Below are 20985 nucleotides of genomic sequence, written 5' to 3'. Positions count from 1 at the left end.
CGGGACATCGCGCCGGCCTCGAGCCGGCACGCCCGATCAGGCGAGCGCGAGATTCTACCCGATCCGGGCGGCGTTGTCTCGCCCCGCCGGCACCCGTCGTGCGGCGGTGCTAGAATGCCGCGCTCGACGTTTCGGCACCGCGCCGCCGCGCGTCCCCCGAACCCGCCCCCACACGATTCCGCCCGTGAACTTCGACGACTACTGTCAGCAAAAGGCCGCCCCTGCGGGCTCCAGCGTCTACTACGCGTTGCGTCAGGCGCCGCTCGCCACGCAACCGCGCCTGACCGCGCTGTTCGCGCTGCGCCGCGAACTCGAGGAAACCGTCAAGGAAACCAGCGACCCGACCGTCGGACACACGAAGCTCGCGTGGTGGCACAAGGAACTCGCGGCGCTGGCCGACGGACAGCCGTCGCATCCGGTCACGAAGGCGCTCGCGCAGCATCACCCCGCGATCGCCGCCGAAGCCGACGCGTTGCGCACGCTCGTCAACGGCTACGGGATGGATCTCGAACAGGCGCGCTACCTCGATTTCGCGAATCTGCAGCGCTACATCGCGCAGGTCGGCGGCACCTTCGCGTCGCTGGTCGCGCGCGCCAGTTCGGCGAACCCGGCCGACCCGCAGCCGTGGGCCGCGGACGCCGGCCGCGCGCTGATGCTCGCGCAGTTCGTGCAGGAACTCGGCAACGACGCGCGCCACGGCCGCATCTACCTGCCGATCGACGAACTGCAGCGCTACAACGTGACGGCGGCCGACCTGCTGAACCGTCGCTACAGCCCCGCGTTCACCGAGCTGCTGCAATTCCAGACGGCACGGGCGCGCGAAGCGCTTGCGGCCGCCGAAGCGGCGATCCCCGCATCCGGGCGCCGCGCACAGCGCACGCTGCGCGCGCAGATCGCACTGGCCGGCGCGCTGCTCGACGAAATCGAGCGCGACGACTACCAGGTGCTACATCAGCGCATTGCGCTGACGCCGATCCGCAAGCTGTGGATCGCGTGGCGCGCCGCGCGCCGCCGCTGAACGTCACGACGCATCACGCCTTCAACAACGGCAGCGTGTCGAAGCGCTGCTGCAGCACGCGCGTCGCATCGAGCCCCCACCACGGCCCGAGCACGGTCGCATAAAGCTGGCGGAAATCGACCGCGACCGGCAGGTTGCCGTTGCCGTCGAGCCGCCCGAGCGCCGGCGGTGCGCCGTACAGCCCGCCGGCCACGCGACCGCCCATCACGAAATGCGGCGCGGCCGTGCCGTGATCGGTGCCGTTGCTCTGGTTCTCCCGCACGCGCCGCCCGAATTCCGCATATGTCATCACGAGCGTCTGGTTCCAGCGCCCGAGTTCGATCAATGCGCCGCGCATCGCGCTCATCCCTTCCGCGAACTGCTTGAGCAGCGCGGCCTGCTGCCCCGGCTGGTTCTGGTGTGTGTCGAAGCCGTTGAGCGTCAGGCGCAGCACCGCGACACCATCCTGCGCGCCGGGCCCGGACGCTTCGCACGCGGCCAGCACCTGCATCGCGGTCTTCACCGACGTGCCGAACGCGCCGGCCGGAAACGCCGTCCGGAATTCGCGCATCCCGCCGCGCGGGCGCAGCCGGTCGGCGGCCTTCACGATGTCGTTCTCGACGTCGATGATGTGAGCGAGCGCGGGGTTCTGCTCGCGCAGCGACGACGGCTCGGCGAGGCGGGCCGCACGGATGAACTGCGCGGGATTGACGAGCGCGATCGCGCGCGCGCCGTTCGCGAGCGGCCCCATCTCGGCGCTGCCGAGCACGACGCCGTCCGCCGCGAACCCGGGCGGCACCGGCGCCTGCGCGAACGTCCGCGTGAGCCAGCCTTCGTGCAGGTACTGGTCGGAGCGTGACGCGGTATCCCAGATCTCGATCGAGCGGAAATGCGACAGGTTCGGCTGCGGATAACCGACGCCCTGCACGACCGCGACCTGCCCGTCACGCCACAGCGGCATCAGCGGCGCGAGCGACGGATGCAGCCCCGTGTGCGCGTCGAGTTGCAGCACCTGCTCGCGCTTGATGCCGATGCTGCGCCGGAACTGGTAATACAGCGGATCGGCATACGGCACCACCGTGTTGAGGCCATCGTTGCCGCCCTTCAGCTCGACGAGGATCAGCACGTTCGCATACCCTGCCGCCGGCTGACGTCCGGTCGCAGCCATCGCGGGCGCCTGCCACAGCGACACGCCGGCTGCGGCTGCGGCGCCCGTCAGCGTGAGAAAATCACGTCGGTTCATCGCGCATCCTTTGGTTCGCCGCCCGGCACCTTTGCCGCACCGGCTCCCCGCTTCATCGTCGTTCGAATCATTTCAGTTGATAGGCCGGATCCATCAGCAGCGCCTCGAGATACGCGCTGCCGGTCGAATCCGTGTCGATCGCCGCGACCGGCGAAAGCTGCAGCACCGCGTGCTGCAACTGAAGCTCGGTCGACAAGCCCGCGATCGCCTGCGGCCGCGCGCGATATTGCGCGAGCCAGCATTCGAGGTCGAAACGCAGGCCGCCGCGCGCGGGCCTGGCAGGCGCCGCGCGCATGCCGGCGGCGGACGCCGCATCGACCACCGGCATCGCGTGCGCGCGGACATTCGGCGGCGGCACCATCGCACGCGCCGGCGGGTGCATGCCGGCCGTCTCGGTCGCGCGGAACAGTTGCTCGACGAACTGCTTGCGCGCAAGCAGCGTGGTGCTGTTGATCCACAGCGCGCCGCCCGGCCAGCCCTTCACGTTCGGCGGATAGAACAGGTTCTGCCCGAGCGTGCGCACGGTGTTGGCAAGCATCTGCGGATCGCCGTACGCAACGTCGAACAGCCGTACCGAGCCGACGACGAATTCCGCCGGCGACTTGACGAGCACGCCGCGATTGCGCGGATCCCAGAAGGCGTCGGTCGACCACAGCGCGGCGAGCGCCGCGCGAATGTCGTAGCCGCTCGAGCGAAACCGCTCGGCCACCGCATCGAGCGCGCCCGGATCGGGCGTATCCGACACGAACTCGCGCCACAGCTTGCCGGCGATGAAGCGCGCGGTGCCGGGCTGCTTCAGCAGGATGTCGAGAAAGCCGTCGCCATCGAACGGCCCGGTTTCGCCGAGGATCGTCTTGTCGCCCGCATCGTGCCATTCCGGCCGAACCTCGAAGCGCAGCGTGTCGGGATCGACCGTCCAGCCCGTCATCGCGCGCGCGGCTTCGGTCACGTCGTATTGCGTGTAATGCCCTTCGCCGAGCGTGAACAGCTCCATCACCTCGCGTGCGAAGTTCTCGTTCGGGCGGCCCTTGCGATTGCTCGCGCCGTCGAGATACTGAAGCATCGCCGGATCCTTCGCGACCGCGTGCAGCAGCACGCCGAAATTGCCGAGCGCCTCGCGGCGAAACAGCGCGTTCTGCGCGGCCATCGTCTGCGGGTAAGGCACCTTGTCCTGCCCCGACGTGAAGTGCCCGTGCCAGAACAGCGTCATGCGCTCGGTCAGCGGCGACGGCGTGACGATCATCTCGTTGACCCAGGCCGCGCGCAGCGCATCGTAGCGGACATTGCGCTCGCGCTGCTCGTCGCGCCGCATGTCGGGGGTCAGCGCCTGGCGTTGCGCGCGAGTCGGCGGCAACTCGGCGATCCAGTCCGGCCAAGTCGTGACGGGCTCGCGCCGAACACTGCCGAGCGTGTCGGCCACGACCTGCGCGCGCGTCATGCCGACGATGCGCGCGACATCGGCGGGGGCGGGAGAAAAACCGGTACGGCTCAGGAAAAACAATGCATCGTCGGCGTCGAGCGGCGACTGCATGGCGGGCGACGGCGCCGGTGCGGCAGCGTTCGCTTTCATCGTCATGGACTCCCGGTGCGCACCGGCGGTGCGGATGCCGGTACAACGGCAATCGACAGGCGAAAGTTGACGGAAAAATTGCTACGAATCTTTTCCGCGCGATGTATCGCGGTGTCATCCGTGCAGGGCGAAAGACGGCGCGTCAGCGCTTGTACAGCTCGCGAACGGCGTCCTCGATGTGCTGGCGCAAAAGGTGGCGCTCCTCGGGCGTCATGTGCCCGTCGCGGCGGCGCTGTTCGAGATCGGGAGGCACGGCGGAACGGACCGTCATCTCGGCGGTACGATCGGACTGCGGCGCTTTGCCGCGCGGCAGCTTGCGCGACGATGCGCCCTGCTCGGGGCGCTGCGCATACGCGAAGTTCGACGCATACGGACCGGCGAGCGCGATCGTCAGCATCAGTGCAATCCGGGCAGATCGCATGACCGTCCTCGCTTCTTTGGTCGATTTGTTCCCTTCGTCACGCGGCAACCGGTTACCTCTGGTACTTGAAAAACCCTGCGGAATTCGGGTGTGCAAAGATGAATGATGGAGTGCAGGGGAGTATCTACCGAATTTCGGCTTCGAGTAAAGGAATCTATATAGCCTGCCTTTACTCGGCGCGACACTACGGGTAAATTTTGTAACCGACTGTAACGCACGAAAATACGTGGCCATGCGTCAATTCCCATTCGCGATAAGATGCCGATCATGGAAACGAAAAACCCCTCCAAGATTCTCGTCGTCGACGACGACCCGCGCCTGCGCGATCTGCTGCGCCGCTATCTCGGCGAGCAGGGTTTCAATGTCTACGTCGCCGAAAACGCAACCGCAATGAACAAGCTCTGGGTCCGCGAGCGTTTCGACCTGCTCGTGCTCGACCTGATGCTCCCGGGCGAAGACGGCCTGTCGATCTGTCGCCGCCTGCGCGGCAGCAACGACCGCACGCCGATCATCATGCTCACCGCGAAGGGCGAGGACGTCGATCGCATCGTCGGCCTCGAGATGGGCGCCGACGATTACCTGCCGAAGCCGTTCAACCCGCGCGAGCTCGTCGCGCGCATTCATGCGGTGCTGCGCCGCCAGGCGCCGGCCGAGCTGCCGGGCGCACCGTCGGAAACCACTGAGGTGTTCGAGTTCGGCGAGTTCTCGCTGAACCTCGCAACCCGCACACTGACGAAATCCGGCCAGGAAATTCCACTGACGACCGGCGAATTCTCGGTGCTGAAGGTATTCGCGCGCCATCCGCGCCAGCCGCTGTCGCGCGAGAAGCTGATGGAACTCGCGCGCGGCCGTGAATACGAAGTGTTCGACCGCAGCCTCGACGTGCAGATTTCGCGCCTGCGCAAGCTGATCGAACCGGATCCGGGCAGCCCGCGTTTCATCCAGACCGTCTGGGGCCTCGGCTACGTGTTCATCCCGGACGGCGCCGCCTGATCTTTTTCCTTTCCGGTTTCGCCCGCCCACGGCCCGTCCCATGCGTATCGACCGGCGCCTCCTGCAGCTCGCGTTCGGCGGGCTGTTCTGGCGCACTTTCCTGCTGATCGCGCTGCTGATCTCGGTCAGTCTCGCCGCGTGGTTCCAGAGCTTTCGTGTGATCGAGCGCGAGCCGCGCGCGCAGCGCGTGGCTCTCCAGCTCGTCGCGGTCGTGAAGCTCACGCGCACCGCCCTGCTCTATTCCGATCCCGACCTGCGGCGCGCGCTGCTGCAGGATCTCGAGAGCAACGAGGGCGTGCGCGTGTACCCGCGCGAAAAGACCGACAAGTTCAAGCTGCAGCCCGACGAATCGCTGAACCGCCTGATCGAGCACGACATCCGCAGCCGCCTCGGCGACGATACCGTGATCGCGCAGTCGGTCAACGACATTCCCGGCGTGTGGATCAGCTTCAAGATCGACGACGACGATTACTGGGTCGCGCTCGACCGCGACCAGCTCGACAACGTCACGGGCCTGCAGTGGGCCGGCTGGGGGCTGTTCGCGCTCGCGCTGTCGCTGTTCGGCTCCGCGTTCATCACCAGCCTCGTGAACCGGCCGTTCTCGCGGCTCGCGCTCGTCGCGCGCCAGGTCGGCTCGGGGCAGGCGCCCGACCCGCTGCCCGAGCGCGGGATGGGCGTCGCGGCCGACACCAACCGCAGCTTCAACCAGATGGTGCGCGACCTCGAGCAGCTCGAGGCCGATCGCGCGCTGATGCTCGCGGGCATCTCGCACGACCTGCGCACGCCGCTCGCGCGGCTGCGGCTCGAGACCGAGATGAGCCCGTCCGATCAGGCGACCAAGGACGCGATGGTCGACGACATCGAGCAAATGGATCGCATCATCGCGGCCTTCATCGACTACGCGCGTCCGACCCAGCGCAAGCCGGAGCCGGTCGACCTCTCCTCGATCGCGCACGAAGTCGCCGCGCGTGTGTCGGGCGAGGACGGCGTCGAGATCCGCACGCGGCTCGCGCCGAACGCCGTGATCGAAGCTGACGAGACCGACATGCGCCGCGTGATCGGCAACCTCGTCGAAAACGCGCGCAAATACGGTCAGAGCCGCGACGACGGCGTGTCGCGCATCACGCTCGAGACGCGCGTGACGCACGCGCGCGTCGAGCTGTCGGTGAGCGACGAGGGCCCCGGCATCCCCGAGGACCAGCTGCCGCTCGTGATGCGGCCGTTCTATCGCGTCGACACGGCGCGCACCAAGGCGGACGGCACGGGGCTCGGGATGGCGATCGTGCTGCGCCTCGTCGGCCGCTATCGCGGTGCGCTGCGCCTGCGCAACCGCAGCCCCGACGCGGGCCTCGAAGTCACGCTCGAATTCCCCGGCGCCGGCAAGGCACGTGCGACGGCGTGACGCGCTCGCGTACGCCTGCCGCCCTTCACACTATCGATCCGGTTGAAAAAAACTATGGATGGCGTTAGTCAAAATCTATTGAAGCGCCTTACTAATAGTGTTACAGTCTCGCCCATGCTGTCACACCATCGTTGCAGCACCGAGGTAGCTTGACTCAGTCTTCTTCCCAACTCATACAGGAGTATCCGCATGAAAACCGTTGGCGATAAACTCGAAGCTTTCACCGTCGTGGCCGCGAAGCCGGGCTTCAACAACCACGAAGAAAACGGCCAGTCGGCATTCGAGACCGTCACCGAAGCGTCGTTCCCGGGCAAGTGGAAGATCATCTACTTCTACCCGAAGGACTTCACGTTCGTGTGCCCGACGGAAATCGTCGAATTCGCGAAGCTCACGAAGCAGTTCGAAGAGCGCGATGCCGTCCTGCTGGGCGGCAGCTCGGACAACGAATTCGTCAAGCTCGCATGGCGCCGTGAGCACAAGGACCTCGACAAGCTGAACCACTACTCGTTCGGCGACGTCAAGGGCGAGCTGATCGACCAGCTCGGCGTGCGCGACAAGGAAGCCGGCGTGGCCCTGCGTGCAACGTTCATCGTCGATCCGGACAACACGATCCAGCACGTTTCGGTGAACAACCTGAACGTCGGCCGCAGCCCGGAAGAAGTCCTGCGGATTCTGGACGGCCTGCAAACGGACGAACTCTGCCCGTGCAACCGTGCAGTCGGCGGCGCAACGCTGTAAGCGCATCGATGCACGAAGCCCGCGGCGCACGTCCTGCCTGCGGGCTTTTTTAACGGCCAACCCATAGGAGATATCAATGGAATTCATCGATTCGATTAAGGCACGTATTCCCGACTACGCGAAGGACATTCGCCTGAACCTCGACGGCACGATCTCGCGCTCGTCGCTCGAAGGCACCGACGCGGTCGGTGTCGCGCTGGCGGCGGCGATCGCGGCGAAGAGCACGGTACTCATCAAGACGATCCGCGAAGCCGGCGTCCTGTCGCCCGAAGAGACGAATGCCGTGCTGACGGCGGCCGCGCTGATGGGGATGAACAACACCTGGTATCCGTATGTCGAGATGGCCGACGACGCCGACCTGAAGACGCAACGTGCCGAACTGCGGATGGGCGCGTACGCGACGCACGGCGGCGTCGACAAGCGCAAGTTCGAGATGTACGCGCTCGCCGCGTCGATCGTCGGCAAGTGCCACTTCTGCGTGAAGTCGCACTATGCGTTGCTGAAGAACGAGCAAGGGATGACCGTCACGCAGCTGCGCGACGTCGGCCGTATCGCATCGGTGATCAACGCCGCCGCGCAGGTGATCGCCGCCGAAGGCGAATAAGCGGTTGCGTTCCGCGCCGGCAGCAATGCCGGGCGCGGCGCCGGCTTCAAACGAAAATGCCACGCCGACGCGTGGCATTTTTCATTGCCGCGGCATCGCGCGGGGCGAACCGCGCGATGCCGCCGGCCCCCGTCAGCCGCCCTGCTTCACCAGCAGCGCGGCGGCCTGCGCCTCGATCCCTTCGCCGCGGCCGAGATAACCGAGCTTTTCGTTCGTCTTCGCCTTCACGTTCACGCGATCGAGCGGCAGCCCGAGATCGGCCGCGATGTTCGTGCGCATCCCGTCGATATGCGGTGCCAGCTTCGGTGCCTGGGCGATCACGGTGCTGTCGACGTTCTGGATCGTGAAGCCGGCCGCCTTGATGCGGGCCGCGCACTCGCGCAGCAGCACGCGGCTGTCGGCGCCCTTGAATGCCGCGTCCGTGTCGGAGAAATGGCGGCCGATGTCGCCGAGCGCCGCCGCGCCGAACAGCGCGTCGGTGATCGCGTGCAGCAGCACGTCCGCGTCCGAGTGGCCGAGCAGGCCGCGTTCGTACGGAATCGTCACGCCGCCGATGATGAGGGGGCGCCCCTCGACGAGCTGGTGCACGTCGTAGCCTTGTCCGATTCTGAAATCCATGCGTGTTCCGATTGAGAGGGGGTGAAAGTCAGGAGGCGTTCGCGGGGCGCGCGAGGATCGCTTCCGCGAGCGCGAAATCCTCCGGGTACGTGACCTTGAAATTGCGCAGGCTGCCCTGCACGACGCGCGGCGTATGGCCGGCCCATTCGATCGCGCTCGCTTCGTCGGTCAGGTCGTGCCCTTCGCGCTGCGCGCGCAGGATCGCCTCGCGCAGCATGCCGATGCGGAACATCTGCGGCGTCTGCGCCTGCCACAGCGCGTCGCGCGACTCGGTGCGCGCGATCGCGTCGCCGCCGGCCGGCACGCGCTTGAGCGTATCGGCAACCGGCAGCGCGACGATGCCGCCGACCGGATCGTCCTTCAGCGTCGCGACGAGCGTGCGGATCAGCTCCGGCGTGATGCCCGGGCGCGCGGCGTCGTGCACCAGCACCCAGTCCTGGTCGGTCGCGCCGAATTCGGCCAGCCCGAGCAGCCCGTTCAGCACCGACGCCTGGCGCGAGCCGCCGCCGCAGCGGCGCACCGCGAAGCGCAGGCCCGCGAAGCGGCGCGCGTCGAAATGGGAATCGTCGGGCGCGAGGACGACGAGCGTCTGCGCGAATTCGCTGCACGCGTCGAACGCGGCGAGCGTGTAGTGCAGCAGCGCGCGGCCGGCCAGCGTGCGGTATTGCTTCGGCACGGCCGAACCGGAACGGCTGCCCGTGCCGGCACAGGGAATCAGGGCGAAAAGTCGGGGAGTCACGAAGGGAAACGCCGGAAAGATGAAATCGAGAAGCGGATTTTATAATAGGTCTTTCGTCTCGACCGGCGCACCGCGATGCGCCCGTGCACGCCACCCCTGTCGTCCCTATGCCAGATAACGCTTCCACCCCGTCCGCCTCGCCCATTGCCCGCGTCAAGTCCGGCCAGCGTTTCGCCTTCGACGGCGCGCATGGTTCCGCCGACGCGCTCGCCATCGCCCGTTATCTCGCCGACAACCGCCAGGACGTGCCGCTCCTCGCGGTGATCTGCGCGAACGCGGTCGATGCGCAGCGGCTCTCGCAGGAAATCCGCTACTTCTCGCCCGACGCCCGCGTGCGCCTGCTGCCCGACTGGGAAACGCTGCCGTACGACACGTTCTCGCCGCACCAGGACCTCGTATCGGAGCGTCTCGCGACGCTGCACGATCTCGGCGAGGGCCGCTGCGACATCCTGCTCGTGCCCGCGACCACCGCGCTGTACCGGATGCCGCCCGCGTCGTTCATGGCCGCGTACACGTTCGCATTCGCGCAGGGCGAGCGGCTCGACGAGGCGAAGCTGAAGGCGCAGCTCACGCTGGCCGGCTACGAGCACGTGAGCCAGGTCGTGCGGCCCGGCGAATACTGCGTACGCGGCTCGCTGATCGACCTGTACCCGATGGGCTCGCCGCTGCCGTACCGGATCGACCTGTTCGACGACCAGGTCGACTCGATCCGCGCGTTCGACCCCGACACGCAGCGCAGCCTCTACCCGGTGCGCGACGTGCGCCTGCTGCCCGGCCGCGAGTTTCCGTTCGACGAAGCCGCGCGCACGGCCTTCCGCAGCCGCTGGCGCGAGACGTTCGAAGGCGACCCGAGCCGCGCGCCGATCTACAAGGACATCGGTAACGGCGTGCCGTCGGCCGGCATCGAGTATTACCTGCCGCTGTTCTTCGACGAAACCGCCACGCTGTTCCACTACCTGCCGCAGGATGCGCACCTCGTGTTCGCCGGCGATCTCGAGGCGTCGATCCGCCGCTTCACGGCCGACACGAAGCAGCGTCACGCGTTCCTCGCGCACGATCGCGAGCGGCCGATCCTCGAACCGCAGCGCCTGTTCCTGTCCGACGAGGATTTCTTCGCGTTCGCGAAGCCGTTCGCACGCGTCGTGCTGCCCGCGCAGCCGGCCGGCGGCTGGGCGACGGCGCTGCCCCAGCTCTCCGTCGATCGCCATGCCGACGATCCGCTCGCGTCGCTGCGCACGTTCGTCGAATCGTCCGGCAAGCGCGTCCTGCTGACCGTCGAATCGGCCGGCCGTCGAGAGACGATCCTGCAACTGCTCGCCGAACACCATCTGCGCCCCGCGTCGAACGACCACTTCGCGGGCTGGCTCGAGAGCGACGAACGCTTCGCGCTCGGCGTCGCGCCGCTCGCGAACGGCTTCGCGGTGCCGGGCGAAGGCTACGCGGTGGTCACCGAGACCGAGCTGTACGGCGCGCTCGGCCGCCGCGCGGGCCGCCGCCGACAGGAACAGGCGAGCAACGTCGACGCGATGGTGCGCGACCTGTCGGAACTGAAGGTCGGCGACCCGGTCGTCCACGCGCAGCACGGCATCGGCCGCTACATGGGCCTCGTGTCGATGGACCTCGGCGAAGGCGAGACCGAATTCCTGCATCTCGAATACTCGGGCGACAGCAAGCTCTACGTGCCGGTCGCGCAATTGCACGTGATCTCGCGCTACAGCGGCGCCGATCCCGACAGCGCGCCGCTGCACGCGCTCGGCTCCGGCCAGTGGGAGCGCGCGAAACGCAAGGCCGCGCAGCAGATCCGCGATACGGCCGCCGAGCTGCTGAACCTGTATGCGCGCCGCGCGGCCCGCGAAGGCCACGCGTTCTCGCTCGATCCGCGCGACTACGTGAAGTTCGCCGAGAGCTTCGGCTTCGAGGAAACGCCCGACCAGGCGGCAGCCATCGCGGCCGTGATCGGCGACATGACGAGCGGCAAGCCGATGGACCGCCTCGTGTGCGGCGACGTCGGCTTCGGCAAGACCGAGGTCGCGCTGCGCGCCGCGTTCATCGCGGTGCTGGGCGGCAAGCAGGTCGCGCTGCTGTCGCCGACCACGCTGCTCGCCGAGCAGCACACGCAGACCTTCGCCGACCGCTTCGCGGACTGGCCGGTGCGGATCGTCGAGCTGTCGCGCTTCAAGACGACGAAGGAAGTGAACGCGGCGATCGCGCAGATCAACGAAGGCAGCGTCGACATCGTGATCGGCACGCACAAGCTGCTGTCGTCGGACGTGCAGTTCAAGCGCCTCGGCCTCGTGATCATCGACGAGGAACACCGCTTCGGCGTGCGCCAGAAGGAAGCGCTGAAAGCGCTGCGCGCGGAGGTCGACGTGCTGACGCTCACCGCGACGCCGATCCCGCGCACGCTCGGGATGGCGCTCGAGGGGCTGCGCGACTTCTCGGTCATCGCGACCGCGCCGCAGAAGCGCCTCGCGATCAAGACCTTCGTGCGCCGCGAGGAAGAAAGCGTGATTCGCGAGGCGATGCTGCGCGAGCTGAAGCGCGGCGGCCAGGTGTACTTCCTGCACAACGAGGTCGAGACGATCGAGAACCGCAAGGCGATGCTGGAGGCGCTCGTGCCCGAGGCACGCATCGTGATCGCGCACGGCCAGATGCACGAACGCGAGCTCGAACGGGTGATGCGCGATTTCGTCGCGCAGCGCGCGAACGTGCTGCTGTGCACGACCATCATCGAGACCGGCATCGACGTGCCGAGCGCGAACACGATCATCATGCATCGCGCGGACAAGTTCGGTCTCGCGCAGCTCCACCAGTTGCGCGGCCGCGTCGGCCGCTCGCACCACCAGGCGTACGCGTACCTGCTCGTGCACGATCCGCAGGCGCTGACCAAGCAGGCCCAGCGCCGGCTGGAAGCGATCCAGCAGATGGAGGAACTCGGTTCGGGCTTCTATCTCGCGATGCACGACCTCGAGATCCGCGGCACCGGCGAGGTCCTCGGCGACAAGCAGTCGGGCGAGATCCACGAGATCGGCTTCCAGCTCTATACGGACATGCTGAACGACGCGGTGAAGGCGCTGAAGAACGGCAAGGAGCCCGACCTCACCGCCCCGCTCGCCGCGACGACGGAAATCAACCTGCATGCGCCGGCGATCCTGCCGGCCGACTACTGCGCGGACGTGCAGGAGCGGCTGTCGCTGTACAAGCGGCTCGCGAACTGCGAGCACGGCGACGCGATCGACGGTATCCAGGAAGAACTGATCGACCGCTTCGGCAAGCTGCCGCCGCAGGCGCACGCGCTCGTCGAGACGCACCGGCTGCGGATCGCCGCGAAGCCGCTCGGCATCGTGAAGATCGACGCGAGCGAGGCCGCGATCGGGCTGCAGTTCGAACCGAATCCGCCGATCGATCCGATGCGGATCATCGAGATGGTGCAGAAGCACCGGCACATCAAGCTCGCGGGCCAGGACAAGCTGCGGATCGAGACGCGCTCGCCCGACCTCGCGATCCGCGTGTCGACGATCAAGGAAACGCTGCGCGCGCTCGCCCCGAGGCAGGGCGCGGTGGCCGCGGCGCGCTGACGGGTCGTGACGCGATCCTGACGGCCGCGCCGATGCTGCACCGCACTGCGCGCGGCGCGGGCGGGCCGGCGCGTTTTTGAGTATGATTTTCGCATTCATCAGACGGAGTTTTGCCATGTCCACTCTCGACGCCACGGCGCCGTCCACCGACACCCAAGGCGACGCGTCGCTCGTCAGCCTGCCCTGGATCAAGCAACTGGTGTCGATGGACACGACGAGCCGCGTGCCGAACCTCGGCCTGATCGAAACGGTGCGCGACGCGCTCGCCGCGAAAGGCATCGCCTCGACGATTACGCACGATCCACGCGAAGGCTGGGCGAACCTGTTCGCGACCGTGCCCGCGCACGACGGCTCGACGAACGGCGGCATCGTGCTGTCGGGGCATACCGACGTCGTGCCGGTCGACGGCCAGCAATGGGACAGCAACCCGTTCGCGCCGGAAATCCGCGACGGCCGCCTGTACGGCCGCGGCACCTGCGACATGAAGGGTTTCATCGGCACCGCGCTCGCGCTGCTGCCCGAGATGCAGGCGACGAAGCTCGCGAAGCCGATCCATTTCGCGCTGTCCTACGACGAGGAAATCGGCTGCGCCGGCGCGCCGCTGATGATCGCCGACCTCGTCAAGCGCGGCGTGCAACCGTCGGGCTGCATCGTCGGCGAGCCGACCAGCATGCGGCCGATCATCGCGCACAAGGGCATCAACGCATACCGCTGCTGCGTGCGCGGCCACGCGGCGCACTCGTCGCTGACGCCGAAGGGGCTGAACGCGATCGAGTATGCGGCGCGCCTCATCTGCCACATCCGCGACATCGCCGACCGCTTCCGCGCCGAAGGCCCGTTCGACGCGCTGTACGACGTGCCGTTCACGACCGCGCAGACGAGCACGATCCAGGGCGGCAACGCGATCAACACGGTGCCGGCCGAGTGCCGTTTCGACTTCGAATTCCGCAACCTGCCGACGCTCGATCCCGAGCAGATCTTCACGCGCATCGAAGCGTATGCACGGGAAACGCTGCTGCCGCAGATGCTTCGTGAGCATCCGAATGCCGCGATCGAATTTTCGAAGATCGCCGCGGCGCCCGGCCTCGACGCAACCGAACAGGCCGCGATCACGCAACTCGTGCGCGCGCTGACGGCGGACCAGGACAAGCGCAAGGTCGCATACGGCACCGAGGCCGGCCTGTTCGAACGCGCGGGCATCCCGAGCGTCGTATGCGGGCCCGGCAACATCGAGCAGGCGCACAAGCCGAACGAATATGTCGAGCTCGCGCAGCTCGCCGGCTGCGAGCAGTTCCTGCGCAAGTTCATCCGCAGCATGTCGGTCGACGCGCACTGACTGCCTCCCGCCACGCCGGCCCGCGTGTGCGGGCCGGCCCACTCCGCCACCCGCCACGTCATGTCGACTGAACAACAGGGCACGGCCCATACGACGATCGACGGCGAGCCGATCCCGACGCTCGACGAAATCGCCGCGCAGCATTTCGCGCTGTCGCCCTGGGTCGCGCGCACGCCCGTGTTCGAACGCGCCGACCTGCCTTCCCTCGAGGGCACGCACGTCAACTTCAAGTTCGAGCTGCTGCAGGTGAGCGGCAGCTTCAAGGCGCGCGGCGCGTTCACGCACCTGCTCGCGCTCGACGAGGCGCGCAAGAACGCCGGCGTCACCTGCGTGTCGGCCGGCAACCACGCGGCGGCCGTCGCGTATGCGGCCATGCGGCTCGGCAGCAGCGCCAAGGTCGTGATGTTCCACACCGCGAGCCCGACGCGCATCGCGCAGTGCAAGCAGTACCGCGCGGAAGTCGTGCTGGCGGGCAGCGCATCGCAGGCGTTCGATCTGGTGCGCCGGATCGAGGCCGAGGAAGGCCGCTTCTTCATCCATCCGTTCAACGGCTATCACACGATCCTCGGCACCGCGACGCTCGGCTACGAATGGGCGACGCAGACCCCCGACCTCGACGCGGTGATCGTACCGATCGGCGGCGGCGGGCTCGCGGCCGGCATGGCGACCGCGCTGCGGCTCGCGAATCCGCGCGTGCACGTGTACGGCGTCGAGCCGGAAGGCGCCGACGCGATGAGCCGCAGCTTCGCGGCCAATCACACGATCAAGATGAGCGCGATGCAGACGATCGCCGATTCGCTGATGGCGCCGCATACCGAGGAATACAGCTACCAGCTGTGCCGGCGCCACGTCGACCGCATCGTCACCGTGTCCGACGACGCGCTGCGTGCCGCGATGCTGTTCCTGTTCTCGCAACTGAAGCTGTCGGTCGAACCGGCATGCGCGGCCGCCCTCGCCGCGCTGCTCGGCCCGCTGCGTGAAACGCTGCAGGGCAAGCGCGTCGGCGTGCTGCTGTCGGGCACGAATACCGACCCGGGTACGCTCGGCATGCATCTCGCGCACGCGAAACTCCAGCACTGATCGCGCGCCGGGCGTCAGCGAACCAACCTAGGGTTATCCCCAGATTATGTTGACAGCCCTGTTGATAACCCGCCGGACAAGCACGCAAGTGGTTGAGCGCGCAGCGTTTTGCGCGCGCGGAGGTCGATCGACACGAATTGGGCAGATGCGGCCTTCAGCCGCCTGCCCCGCTGCCTGGTGGCACCGCGCGGCGCCCATGATCGGCGGCGTCGCGATCGCACTGCTCGCCGGTTGCGCGGCACCGCCCCCGCCCGTCGCCGGCACGGCGCCGGCCTGCACCCAGCCGGGCGAGAGCCGCATGCTGCAGGCCGACCTGCTGTTCGGGCGCGACATCGCGGGACACGGCTCCGTCACCGATGCGGAGCGCGCGGCGTTTCTCGCCGACACGGTCACGCCGCGTTTTCCCGACGGCCTGACCTACTGGGACACACACGGCCAATGGCGCGACCGCACGACGGGCGGCATCACGCGCGAGGACAGCTTCGTGATCCGTATCATCGCCGGCGATACGCCCGACACGCGCGTGCGGCTCGCCGCGATCCGCAAGGCCTATATGCAGCGGTTTCATCAGGAATCGGTCGGCATGACGGTGGTGCCTGCCTGCGCGTCGTTCTGACTCAGCCGCTCCCGCTTACCTCGACGCACAAAAAAACGGGCGCCCGAAGGCGCCCGTCGCATGCATGAACAGCGGTATCCCGCTTACTTGTTCTCGAACATGTCCATGATCTGCTGCTTCTCCTGCGGCGTGACGGGCGGCGGCGCCAGCCCGGCCGCACCGGCCGAACCCAGCGCGTCGTTCGCGCTGATCGCGTTCTCGGCCGGGTTGATGTCGACGTTCGCGACGAAGCCGTTGCCCGGCGTGCGATCGGCGTAGTACAGCTCGCCGTCGATCGAGGTCAGGCCGTCCGGCATCGGCATCTGCTGCTCGGGCACGCCGTTCAGCGCGGTGCGCATGTAGTTCACCCAGATCGGCAACGCGAGCTGCGCGCCGAACTCGCGGCTGCCGAGGCTCTTCGGCTGGTCGAAGCCCATCCATGCAACCGCGACGAGCGATTGCTGGTAGCCGGCGAACCAGCCGTCCTTCGCGTCGTTCGTCGTACCGGTCTTGCCCTGCAGGTCGCTGCGGCCCAGTGCGTTGGTGCCCGCGCCCGTGCCGGCCGTCGCGACCGAATGCAGCAGGCTGTTCATCACGTATGCGTTGCGGCCTTCGATCGTGCGCGGCGCCGTGCTGCCCGCGAGCACCGGCTGCGACTTCTGCAGCGGCTGGCCGCGCGCGTCGTCGACCTCGGCGATCAGGTACGGATCGACCTTGTAGCCGCCGTTCGCGAACACCGCATAACCCGTCGCGAGCTGCAGCGGCGTCACGAGGCCCGCGCCGAGCGCCATCGGCAGGTAAGGCGGCGTCTTCGCGGGATCGAAGCCGAAGCGCTGCGTCACGTACTGCTGCGCATACTGCGTGCCGATCGACGCGAGGATCCGGATCGACACGAGGTTCTTCGAACGCTGCAGGCCGGTACGCATCGTCATCGGGCCGTCCGGCTGGTCGTCGTCCTTCGGCTCCCAGGCGGTGCCGCCCGGCACGCTCGGCGGGAAGTACAGCGGCGCGTCGTTGATCATCGTCGCCGGCCCCATGCCCTTGTCGAGCGACGCCGAGTAGATGAACGGCTTGAACGACGAGCCCGGCTGCCGCCACGCCTGCGTCACGTGGTTGAACTTGCTCTTGTTGAAGTCGAAGCCGCCGACGAGCGAGCGGATCGCGCCATCCTGCGGCGCGATCGCGACGAGCGCGCCTTCGACCTGCGGCAGCTGCACGACCTGCCAGCCCGTCTTGCCGTCCTTCAGCACGCGCACGACCGAGCCCGGCTTGATGCGCAGCGTATCGTTCGCGCGCGGGCTCAATGCGGCCGACACAAAGCGCAGCCCGGCCGGCCCGATCGTCGTGGTCGCACCGCCGACGAACTGCACCTCGACCGCGTTCGGCGACGCCGACAGCACGACCGCCGACTGAAGGTCGCCGTTGTCCGGATGATCGGCGAGCGCGTCGTCGATCGCCTCGTCGCGGTCGTCGCCGGCCGCGGGCAGCTGGATCGACGCTTCCGGCCCGCGATAGCCGTGGCGGCGCTCGTAGTCGAGAATGCCGCGACGCACGGCCTGGTACGCGGCTTCCTGGTCGGCCGAATTGATCGTCGTCGTGACGGTCAGCCCGCGCGTATAGGTTTCGTCCTTGTACTGCTGGTACATCATCTGCCGCACCATCTCGGCGACGTACTCGCCGTGCACCGCGTACTGGTTGCCCGGCGTGCGCACGTGGATCTCTTCCTTCACGGCCTCGTCGTACTGCGGCTGCGTGATGTAGCCGACCTCGAGCATGCGCTTCAGGATGTATTCCTGGCGCACCTTCGCGCGCTTCGGATTGACGACCGGGTTATAGGCGGACGGCGCCTTCGGCAGCCCCGCGAGCATCGCCGCTTCCGCGAGCGTGATGTCCTTCAGGTCCTTGCCGAAATACACGCGCGCGGCGGCCGCGAAACCGTACGAGCGCTGGCCGAGATAGATCTGGTTCATGTACAGCTCGAGGATCTGGTCCTTCGTCAGGGCCTTCTCGATCTTGTACGCGAGCAGCATTTCGTAAATCTTGCGCGTGTAGGTCTTCTCGCTCGACAGGAAGAAGTTGCGCGCGACCTGCATCGTGATCGTGCTCGCGCCCTGGCGCGCGCCGCCGTGCATCAGGTCGGCGACGCCCGCGCGCAGGATGCCGACGAAGTCGACACCGCCGTGCTCGTAGAAGCGGTAGTCCTCGATCGCGAGCACGGCCTTCTTCATCACGTCGGGAATGTCCTGGAACCGCACGAGACTGCGGCGCTCCTCGCCGAACTCGCCGATCAGCACGTGATCGGCCGTGAACACGCGCAGCGGCACCTTCGGCTGGTAGTTGGTCAGCGCATCGAGCGACGGCAGTTGCGGCGCCATCACGACCAGCGCGTAGCCGACGATCAGCGCGCCGACGATCGCCAGCGTCGCGAACAGACCGGCGAACCACAGCGCGACGCGCGAGCCGAACGAGCGACGGCGCCCTCCGCCGCCGCTGCGCTGGGTGCGGCGGTCGTCGTCGCGATCGTCGTCATCGGGGTAATAGGCTCCGGACGGCGAACGGCGCAGCGTGTAGTGGGGTTCGTTCCTGTCGGAAGAAGAAGGCGGTCGTTTGATAATTGGCATGTCGGAATGGCGGGCGTACGTGGCACCCTCGGACGCATGCGGAAATGCAAGCGGATGAATCAGAGCGGGTACAGCGTGATGCGGCTGTCACGTCGACAGACCCCGCCGCGCGGCGATCCGTTCCCGCGACGTGACAGCGCATTTTAATGAAATCGACCGGGGGCCTTCGCGATTTTTTGTAAAAATTCCCGCAATGCCGTGATTTGAGGAACGTATTGTCGGCATCCTCTGCCTATCATGGACACGCAATATGGTGCGCACGGTCGATTTTCTTTCAACCGCGAAAGGTTCGACATCCTGATGCGCGCGCCGCTTGAACTCGCGCGTTTAAGCCGTATTTAAGTGAACCGGTGGTGTAATATCCGCCGGCTCATGCGGGTCGGAACCGGCTCGCTACGGGCACTGCCGCGGCTACGCGGCGCCTTTCAACCACGGAGGATTTCATGTCGCTTTTCGACTCTGTTTCGCGCACGATCAAAGGCCTGCTGAACGATGCGGCCGATTCGGTACAGGATCCGTCGCGCGACGCACGGCAGATCGTGCGGGAGCTCGACGACAGCATCGGCCGTGCCGAGAATTCGCTGATCGAGATCGAGGCACAGGTCGCGACCCAGCGCAGCAAGCGCGATGCGGCCGACGACAAGGTGAAGAAGTACGAGGACGGCGCGAAGCGCGCGCTGCAGGCCGGCGACGAGGCACTCGCACGCGAGGCGCTCGGCGCGCAGTCGAACGCGGAAGCCGAGCGTGACGCGCTCGCGGCCGAGCTGTCGACGCTCGAGCCGTCGGTCGACAAGCTGAAGGGGCAGATCGCCGACATGCGTCAGCGCCGCAACGACCTGAATGCACGCTCGAACATCCTGCAGGCAAAGCAGGAAATCGCGCAGGCGAAGGACGTCGCGGCAAGCGCGCTGGGCGGCATCGGCGGCAAGAACCTGTCCGAAGACTTCCAGAAGCTCGAGGACAAGGTCGCGCTGCAGAACGCCCGCTCGGACGCGCGTCTCAATTCCGCCGACACGTCGAGCGGCAAGGCACTCGACGACAAGCTCGCCGCGCTGAACAAGGGCCCGTCGGTCGAGGATCGCCTCGCCGCGCTGAAGAAGCAGCTGGACACGCCCGCGCAGTAACGGCAACTGCGGGCAACCGCGCCGCCGCCCGCCCCGGGCGCGCGGCGCGAACCGATCGTCAGGAGACGGGCGCCTGCGCCCGGTTCGACCATGAAGAAATCTCTCGCCGCACTCGGCCTCTCGCTGATGTTGCTGTCGTCCGCCGCGTTTGCGGTCCCGTCGCTGCAGCAGGTCGAGCAGTCGATCGCGCAACGCAACTGGCAGCAAGCCGACACGCAGCTGTCGCAAGTCATCGACGCCCATCCGAACAATGCGCACGCGCGCTACCTGTATGCGCAGGTGCTGGACCGCGAGGGCCGCGCGTCCGATGCGCTCGTGCAGCTGCAGCGCGCGAAGTCGCTCGATCCGCAACTGAAGTTCACCGATGCGTCGCGCTTTGCCCAGACGGAGTCGCGCATTCGCGCCGACGCCGCGCGCGTGAGCGGCAACGCGCCGTCGGCGACGCAGGCCGGCACGCTGCAATCGTCGCTCGCGCCCGCTGCCGCGCCGGCCGAAAAACACGGCCCGTCGACCGGCATGTGGATCGGCCTCGGGCTGATCGTCGCGGTGATCGCGCTGGTGCTGCGCTGGACGTTGCGGCGCGCGCGCACGGCCGACGACGGCCGCGCCGACGACGAACGCCGCACGCAGCTCAAGCGCGCCACCGACGTGCTGAACGACATCCGCCCGCTGAAGCTCGACGCGAAGCTGTCGACGGCGCCGGGGGCCGCGGCGCTCACGGGCGAGCTCGAAGCGATCGAGACCGACGCGCGCACGCTCGTCGAAACGCTGTCCAACGGCAAGAATCCGGTACCGCCCTATCGCGTCGATGAACTCGAACAGCGCCATGCGAGCGTGAAGGCACGCGTCGAAGGGCGTCCCGACCCGGCCGCGCAACCTGCTGCACCGGCGAACGGCAGCGGCTCCGTGTATGCGCAGGAAGCCGATCGCATGACGGGCGCGCAGGGCCAGCCGTATCCGCAACCCTACCCGCAACAGCAGCCGCCTGTCGTGATCCAGCAAGGCGGCGGCGGTTTCGGCGGCGGCATGGGCGGGCTGCTGACGGGCGTATTGCTCGGCGAGGCGATGTCGGGCGGCCGCGAGCGCGTGGTCGAACGCGACGTGATCGTCGACGGCGAACGCCACCGGCAGGACAACGATCCGGGCTTCGACCTCGGCCGCGGCGATGCGTCGAACTGGAGCGACGGCAACGGCGGCGGCGGCATGGACCTCGGCAGCAACGACGACGGCTGGACCGACGACAACACCTGACGCCGCGCAGCGCGTCGACACACCCGCGGCGCACTGCAACGCACGCCACGCTCCCCTTCAGCGCCGGCCGCGCCG

17 protein-coding genes are annotated in these 20985 nt (G+C 67.6%); 11 read left to right on the top strand and 6 right to left on the bottom strand.

Annotated features, from left to right (window positions below; translation table 11 throughout):
* The first annotated feature begins 184 nt into the window (after positions 1 to 184).
* Positions 185 to 1018 carry a presqualene diphosphate synthase HpnD gene (gene hpnD / locus ABY44_RS11245; protein WP_059490014.1) on the top strand — a complete coding sequence of 278 codons (834 nt, stop codon included), beginning with the start codon at positions 185 to 187 and terminating at the stop codon, positions 1016 to 1018.
* A gap of 13 nt (positions 1019 to 1031) precedes the next feature.
* Here the strand turns inward: hpnD and ABY44_RS11240 are convergent, their stop codons facing one another.
* From ABY44_RS11240 to ABY44_RS11230, 3 genes are all read right to left on the bottom strand, one after another.
* Complete coding sequence (locus ABY44_RS11240; protein ID WP_027787148.1) at positions 1032 to 2240, bottom strand: DUF1501 domain-containing protein; 1209 nt, start codon at positions 2238 to 2240, stop codon at positions 1032 to 1034.
* A 67-nt stretch (positions 2241 to 2307) separates the two neighbouring features.
* Positions 2308 to 3810: a DUF1800 domain-containing protein gene (locus tag ABY44_RS11235; RefSeq protein WP_060170461.1), complete on the bottom strand. Its 1503-nt coding sequence runs from the start codon at positions 3808 to 3810 to the stop codon at positions 2308 to 2310.
* A gap of 142 nt (positions 3811 to 3952) precedes the next feature.
* Positions 3953 to 4231, bottom strand: a complete 279-nt coding sequence (locus ABY44_RS11230; RefSeq protein ID WP_011352385.1) for a hypothetical protein — start codon at positions 4229 to 4231, stop codon at positions 3953 to 3955.
* A 258-nt stretch (positions 4232 to 4489) separates the two neighbouring features.
* Here ABY44_RS11230 and ompR point away from each other — a divergent pair, with 258 nt between their 5' ends.
* The 4 genes from ompR to ABY44_RS11210 all read left to right on the top strand — a co-directional run bounded on the left by ompR (position 4490) and on the right by ABY44_RS11210 (position 7968).
* Entirely contained in the window at positions 4490 to 5224 is a 735-nt protein-coding gene (gene ompR / locus ABY44_RS11225; protein WP_006478565.1) for an osmolarity response regulator transcription factor OmpR, read from the top strand.
* A 40-nt stretch (positions 5225 to 5264) separates the two neighbouring features.
* On the top strand, positions 5265 to 6626 hold the full coding sequence (locus ABY44_RS11220; RefSeq protein WP_027787146.1) for an ATP-binding protein: 1362 nt from the start codon (positions 5265 to 5267) through the stop codon (positions 6624 to 6626).
* A gap of 189 nt (positions 6627 to 6815) precedes the next feature.
* Entirely contained in the window at positions 6816 to 7364 is a 549-nt protein-coding gene (locus ABY44_RS11215; RefSeq protein WP_006478563.1) for a peroxiredoxin, read from the top strand.
* Positions 7365 to 7440: 76 nt separating this feature from the next.
* Positions 7441 to 7968: a carboxymuconolactone decarboxylase family protein gene (locus ABY44_RS11210; RefSeq protein WP_011352388.1), complete on the top strand. Its 528-nt coding sequence runs from the start codon at positions 7441 to 7443 to the stop codon at positions 7966 to 7968.
* 132 nt (positions 7969 to 8100) lie between these two features.
* Here the strand turns inward: ABY44_RS11210 and ispF are convergent, their stop codons facing one another.
* Together ispF and ispD are read right to left on the bottom strand one after the other, a co-directional pair.
* Positions 8101 to 8586, bottom strand: a complete 486-nt coding sequence (ispF, locus tag ABY44_RS11205; RefSeq protein ID WP_060170379.1) for a 2-C-methyl-D-erythritol 2,4-cyclodiphosphate synthase — start codon at positions 8584 to 8586, stop codon at positions 8101 to 8103.
* A 28-nt stretch (positions 8587 to 8614) separates the two neighbouring features.
* Positions 8615 to 9325, bottom strand: a complete 711-nt coding sequence (ispD, locus tag ABY44_RS11200) for a 2-C-methyl-D-erythritol 4-phosphate cytidylyltransferase (RefSeq protein ID WP_059694632.1) — start codon at positions 9323 to 9325, stop codon at positions 8615 to 8617.
* 107 nt (positions 9326 to 9432) lie between these two features.
* Here ispD and mfd point away from each other — a divergent pair, with 107 nt between their 5' ends.
* The 4 genes from mfd (at position 9433) to ABY44_RS11180 (ending at position 15935) form a co-directional block, all read left to right on the top strand.
* Positions 9433 to 12903 (top strand): transcription-repair coupling factor, encoded by a 3471-nt coding sequence (gene mfd, locus ABY44_RS11195; protein ID WP_027787144.1) that lies wholly within the window; start codon positions 9433 to 9435, stop codon positions 12901 to 12903.
* Between the two features lie 115 nt (positions 12904 to 13018).
* Complete coding sequence (gene argE, locus ABY44_RS11190; protein ID WP_060170382.1) at positions 13019 to 14239, top strand: acetylornithine deacetylase; 1221 nt, start codon at positions 13019 to 13021, stop codon at positions 14237 to 14239.
* A gap of 60 nt (positions 14240 to 14299) precedes the next feature.
* Positions 14300 to 15319, top strand: coding sequence for a threonine/serine dehydratase (locus ABY44_RS11185; RefSeq protein WP_027787142.1), 1020 nt, complete (start codon positions 14300 to 14302; stop codon positions 15317 to 15319).
* Between the two features lie 145 nt (positions 15320 to 15464).
* On the top strand, positions 15465 to 15935 hold the full coding sequence (locus ABY44_RS11180) for a DUF3574 domain-containing protein (RefSeq protein ID WP_404824316.1): 471 nt from the start codon (positions 15465 to 15467) through the stop codon (positions 15933 to 15935).
* An 83-nt stretch (positions 15936 to 16018) separates the two neighbouring features.
* Here ABY44_RS11180 and ABY44_RS11175 read toward each other — a convergent pair whose 3' ends face one another.
* Positions 16019 to 18535: a penicillin-binding protein 1A gene (locus ABY44_RS11175; RefSeq protein WP_027787140.1), complete on the bottom strand. Its 2517-nt coding sequence runs from the start codon at positions 18533 to 18535 to the stop codon at positions 16019 to 16021.
* 443 nt (positions 18536 to 18978) lie between these two features.
* Here ABY44_RS11175 and ABY44_RS11170 point away from each other — a divergent pair, with 443 nt between their 5' ends.
* Both ABY44_RS11170 and ABY44_RS11165 read left to right on the top strand, forming a co-directional pair.
* Positions 18979 to 19659 (top strand): PspA/IM30 family protein, encoded by a 681-nt coding sequence (locus ABY44_RS11170; protein ID WP_021160377.1) that lies wholly within the window; start codon positions 18979 to 18981, stop codon positions 19657 to 19659.
* Positions 19660 to 19749: 90 nt separating this feature from the next.
* Positions 19750 to 20910: a tetratricopeptide repeat protein gene (locus ABY44_RS11165; protein WP_060170386.1), complete on the top strand. Its 1161-nt coding sequence runs from the start codon at positions 19750 to 19752 to the stop codon at positions 20908 to 20910.
* The last annotated feature ends 75 nt before the right edge of the window (positions 20911 to 20985 follow it).

Origin of the sequence: Burkholderia sp. ZZQ-2, assembly GCF_050768715.1 — a bacterium.
GTDB classification, from domain to species: domain Bacteria; phylum Pseudomonadota; class Gammaproteobacteria; order Burkholderiales; family Burkholderiaceae; genus Burkholderia; species Burkholderia cepacia.
Note: the sequence above shows the minus strand (reverse complement) of the source record. Positions and strands in the feature narration are given on the sequence as shown.

What these genes read in the sequence shown, in the direction of transcription:
- ABY44_RS11170 (WP_021160377.1), top strand. Translation starts at nt 18,979, where the DNA reads ATGTCGCTTTTCGACTCTGTTTCGCGCACGATCAAAGGCCTGCTGAAC.
- ABY44_RS11185 (WP_027787142.1), top strand. Translation starts at nt 14,300, where the DNA reads ATGTCGACTGAACAACAGGGCACGGCCCATACGACGATCGACGGCGAG.
- ABY44_RS11210 (WP_011352388.1), top strand. Translation starts at nt 7,441, where the DNA reads ATGGAATTCATCGATTCGATTAAGGCACGTATTCCCGACTACGCGAAG.
- ABY44_RS11240 (WP_027787148.1), bottom strand. Translation starts at nt 2,240, where the DNA reads ATGAACCGACGTGATTTTCTCACGCTGACGGGCGCCGCAGCCGCAGCC.
- ispF (WP_060170379.1), bottom strand. Translation starts at nt 8,586, where the DNA reads ATGGATTTCAGAATCGGACAAGGCTACGACGTGCACCAGCTCGTCGAG.
- ABY44_RS11235 (WP_060170461.1), bottom strand. Translation starts at nt 3,810, where the DNA reads ATGAAAGCGAACGCTGCCGCACCGGCGCCGTCGCCCGCCATGCAGTCG.
- ABY44_RS11230 (WP_011352385.1), bottom strand. Translation starts at nt 4,231, where the DNA reads ATGCGATCTGCCCGGATTGCACTGATGCTGACGATCGCGCTCGCCGGT.
- ABY44_RS11180 (WP_404824316.1), top strand. Translation starts at nt 15,465, where the DNA reads ATGCGGCCTTCAGCCGCCTGCCCCGCTGCCTGGTGGCACCGCGCGGCG.
- ompR (WP_006478565.1), top strand. Translation starts at nt 4,490, where the DNA reads ATGCCGATCATGGAAACGAAAAACCCCTCCAAGATTCTCGTCGTCGAC.
- ABY44_RS11175 (WP_027787140.1), bottom strand. Translation starts at nt 18,535, where the DNA reads ATGCCAATTATCAAACGACCGCCTTCTTCTTCCGACAGGAACGAACCC.
- ABY44_RS11215 (WP_006478563.1), top strand. Translation starts at nt 6,816, where the DNA reads ATGAAAACCGTTGGCGATAAACTCGAAGCTTTCACCGTCGTGGCCGCG.
- mfd (WP_027787144.1), top strand. Translation starts at nt 9,433, where the DNA reads ATGCCAGATAACGCTTCCACCCCGTCCGCCTCGCCCATTGCCCGCGTC.
- ABY44_RS11165 (WP_060170386.1), top strand. Translation starts at nt 19,750, where the DNA reads ATGAAGAAATCTCTCGCCGCACTCGGCCTCTCGCTGATGTTGCTGTCG.
- argE (WP_060170382.1), top strand. Translation starts at nt 13,019, where the DNA reads ATGTCCACTCTCGACGCCACGGCGCCGTCCACCGACACCCAAGGCGAC.
- ABY44_RS11220 (WP_027787146.1), top strand. Translation starts at nt 5,265, where the DNA reads ATGCGTATCGACCGGCGCCTCCTGCAGCTCGCGTTCGGCGGGCTGTTC.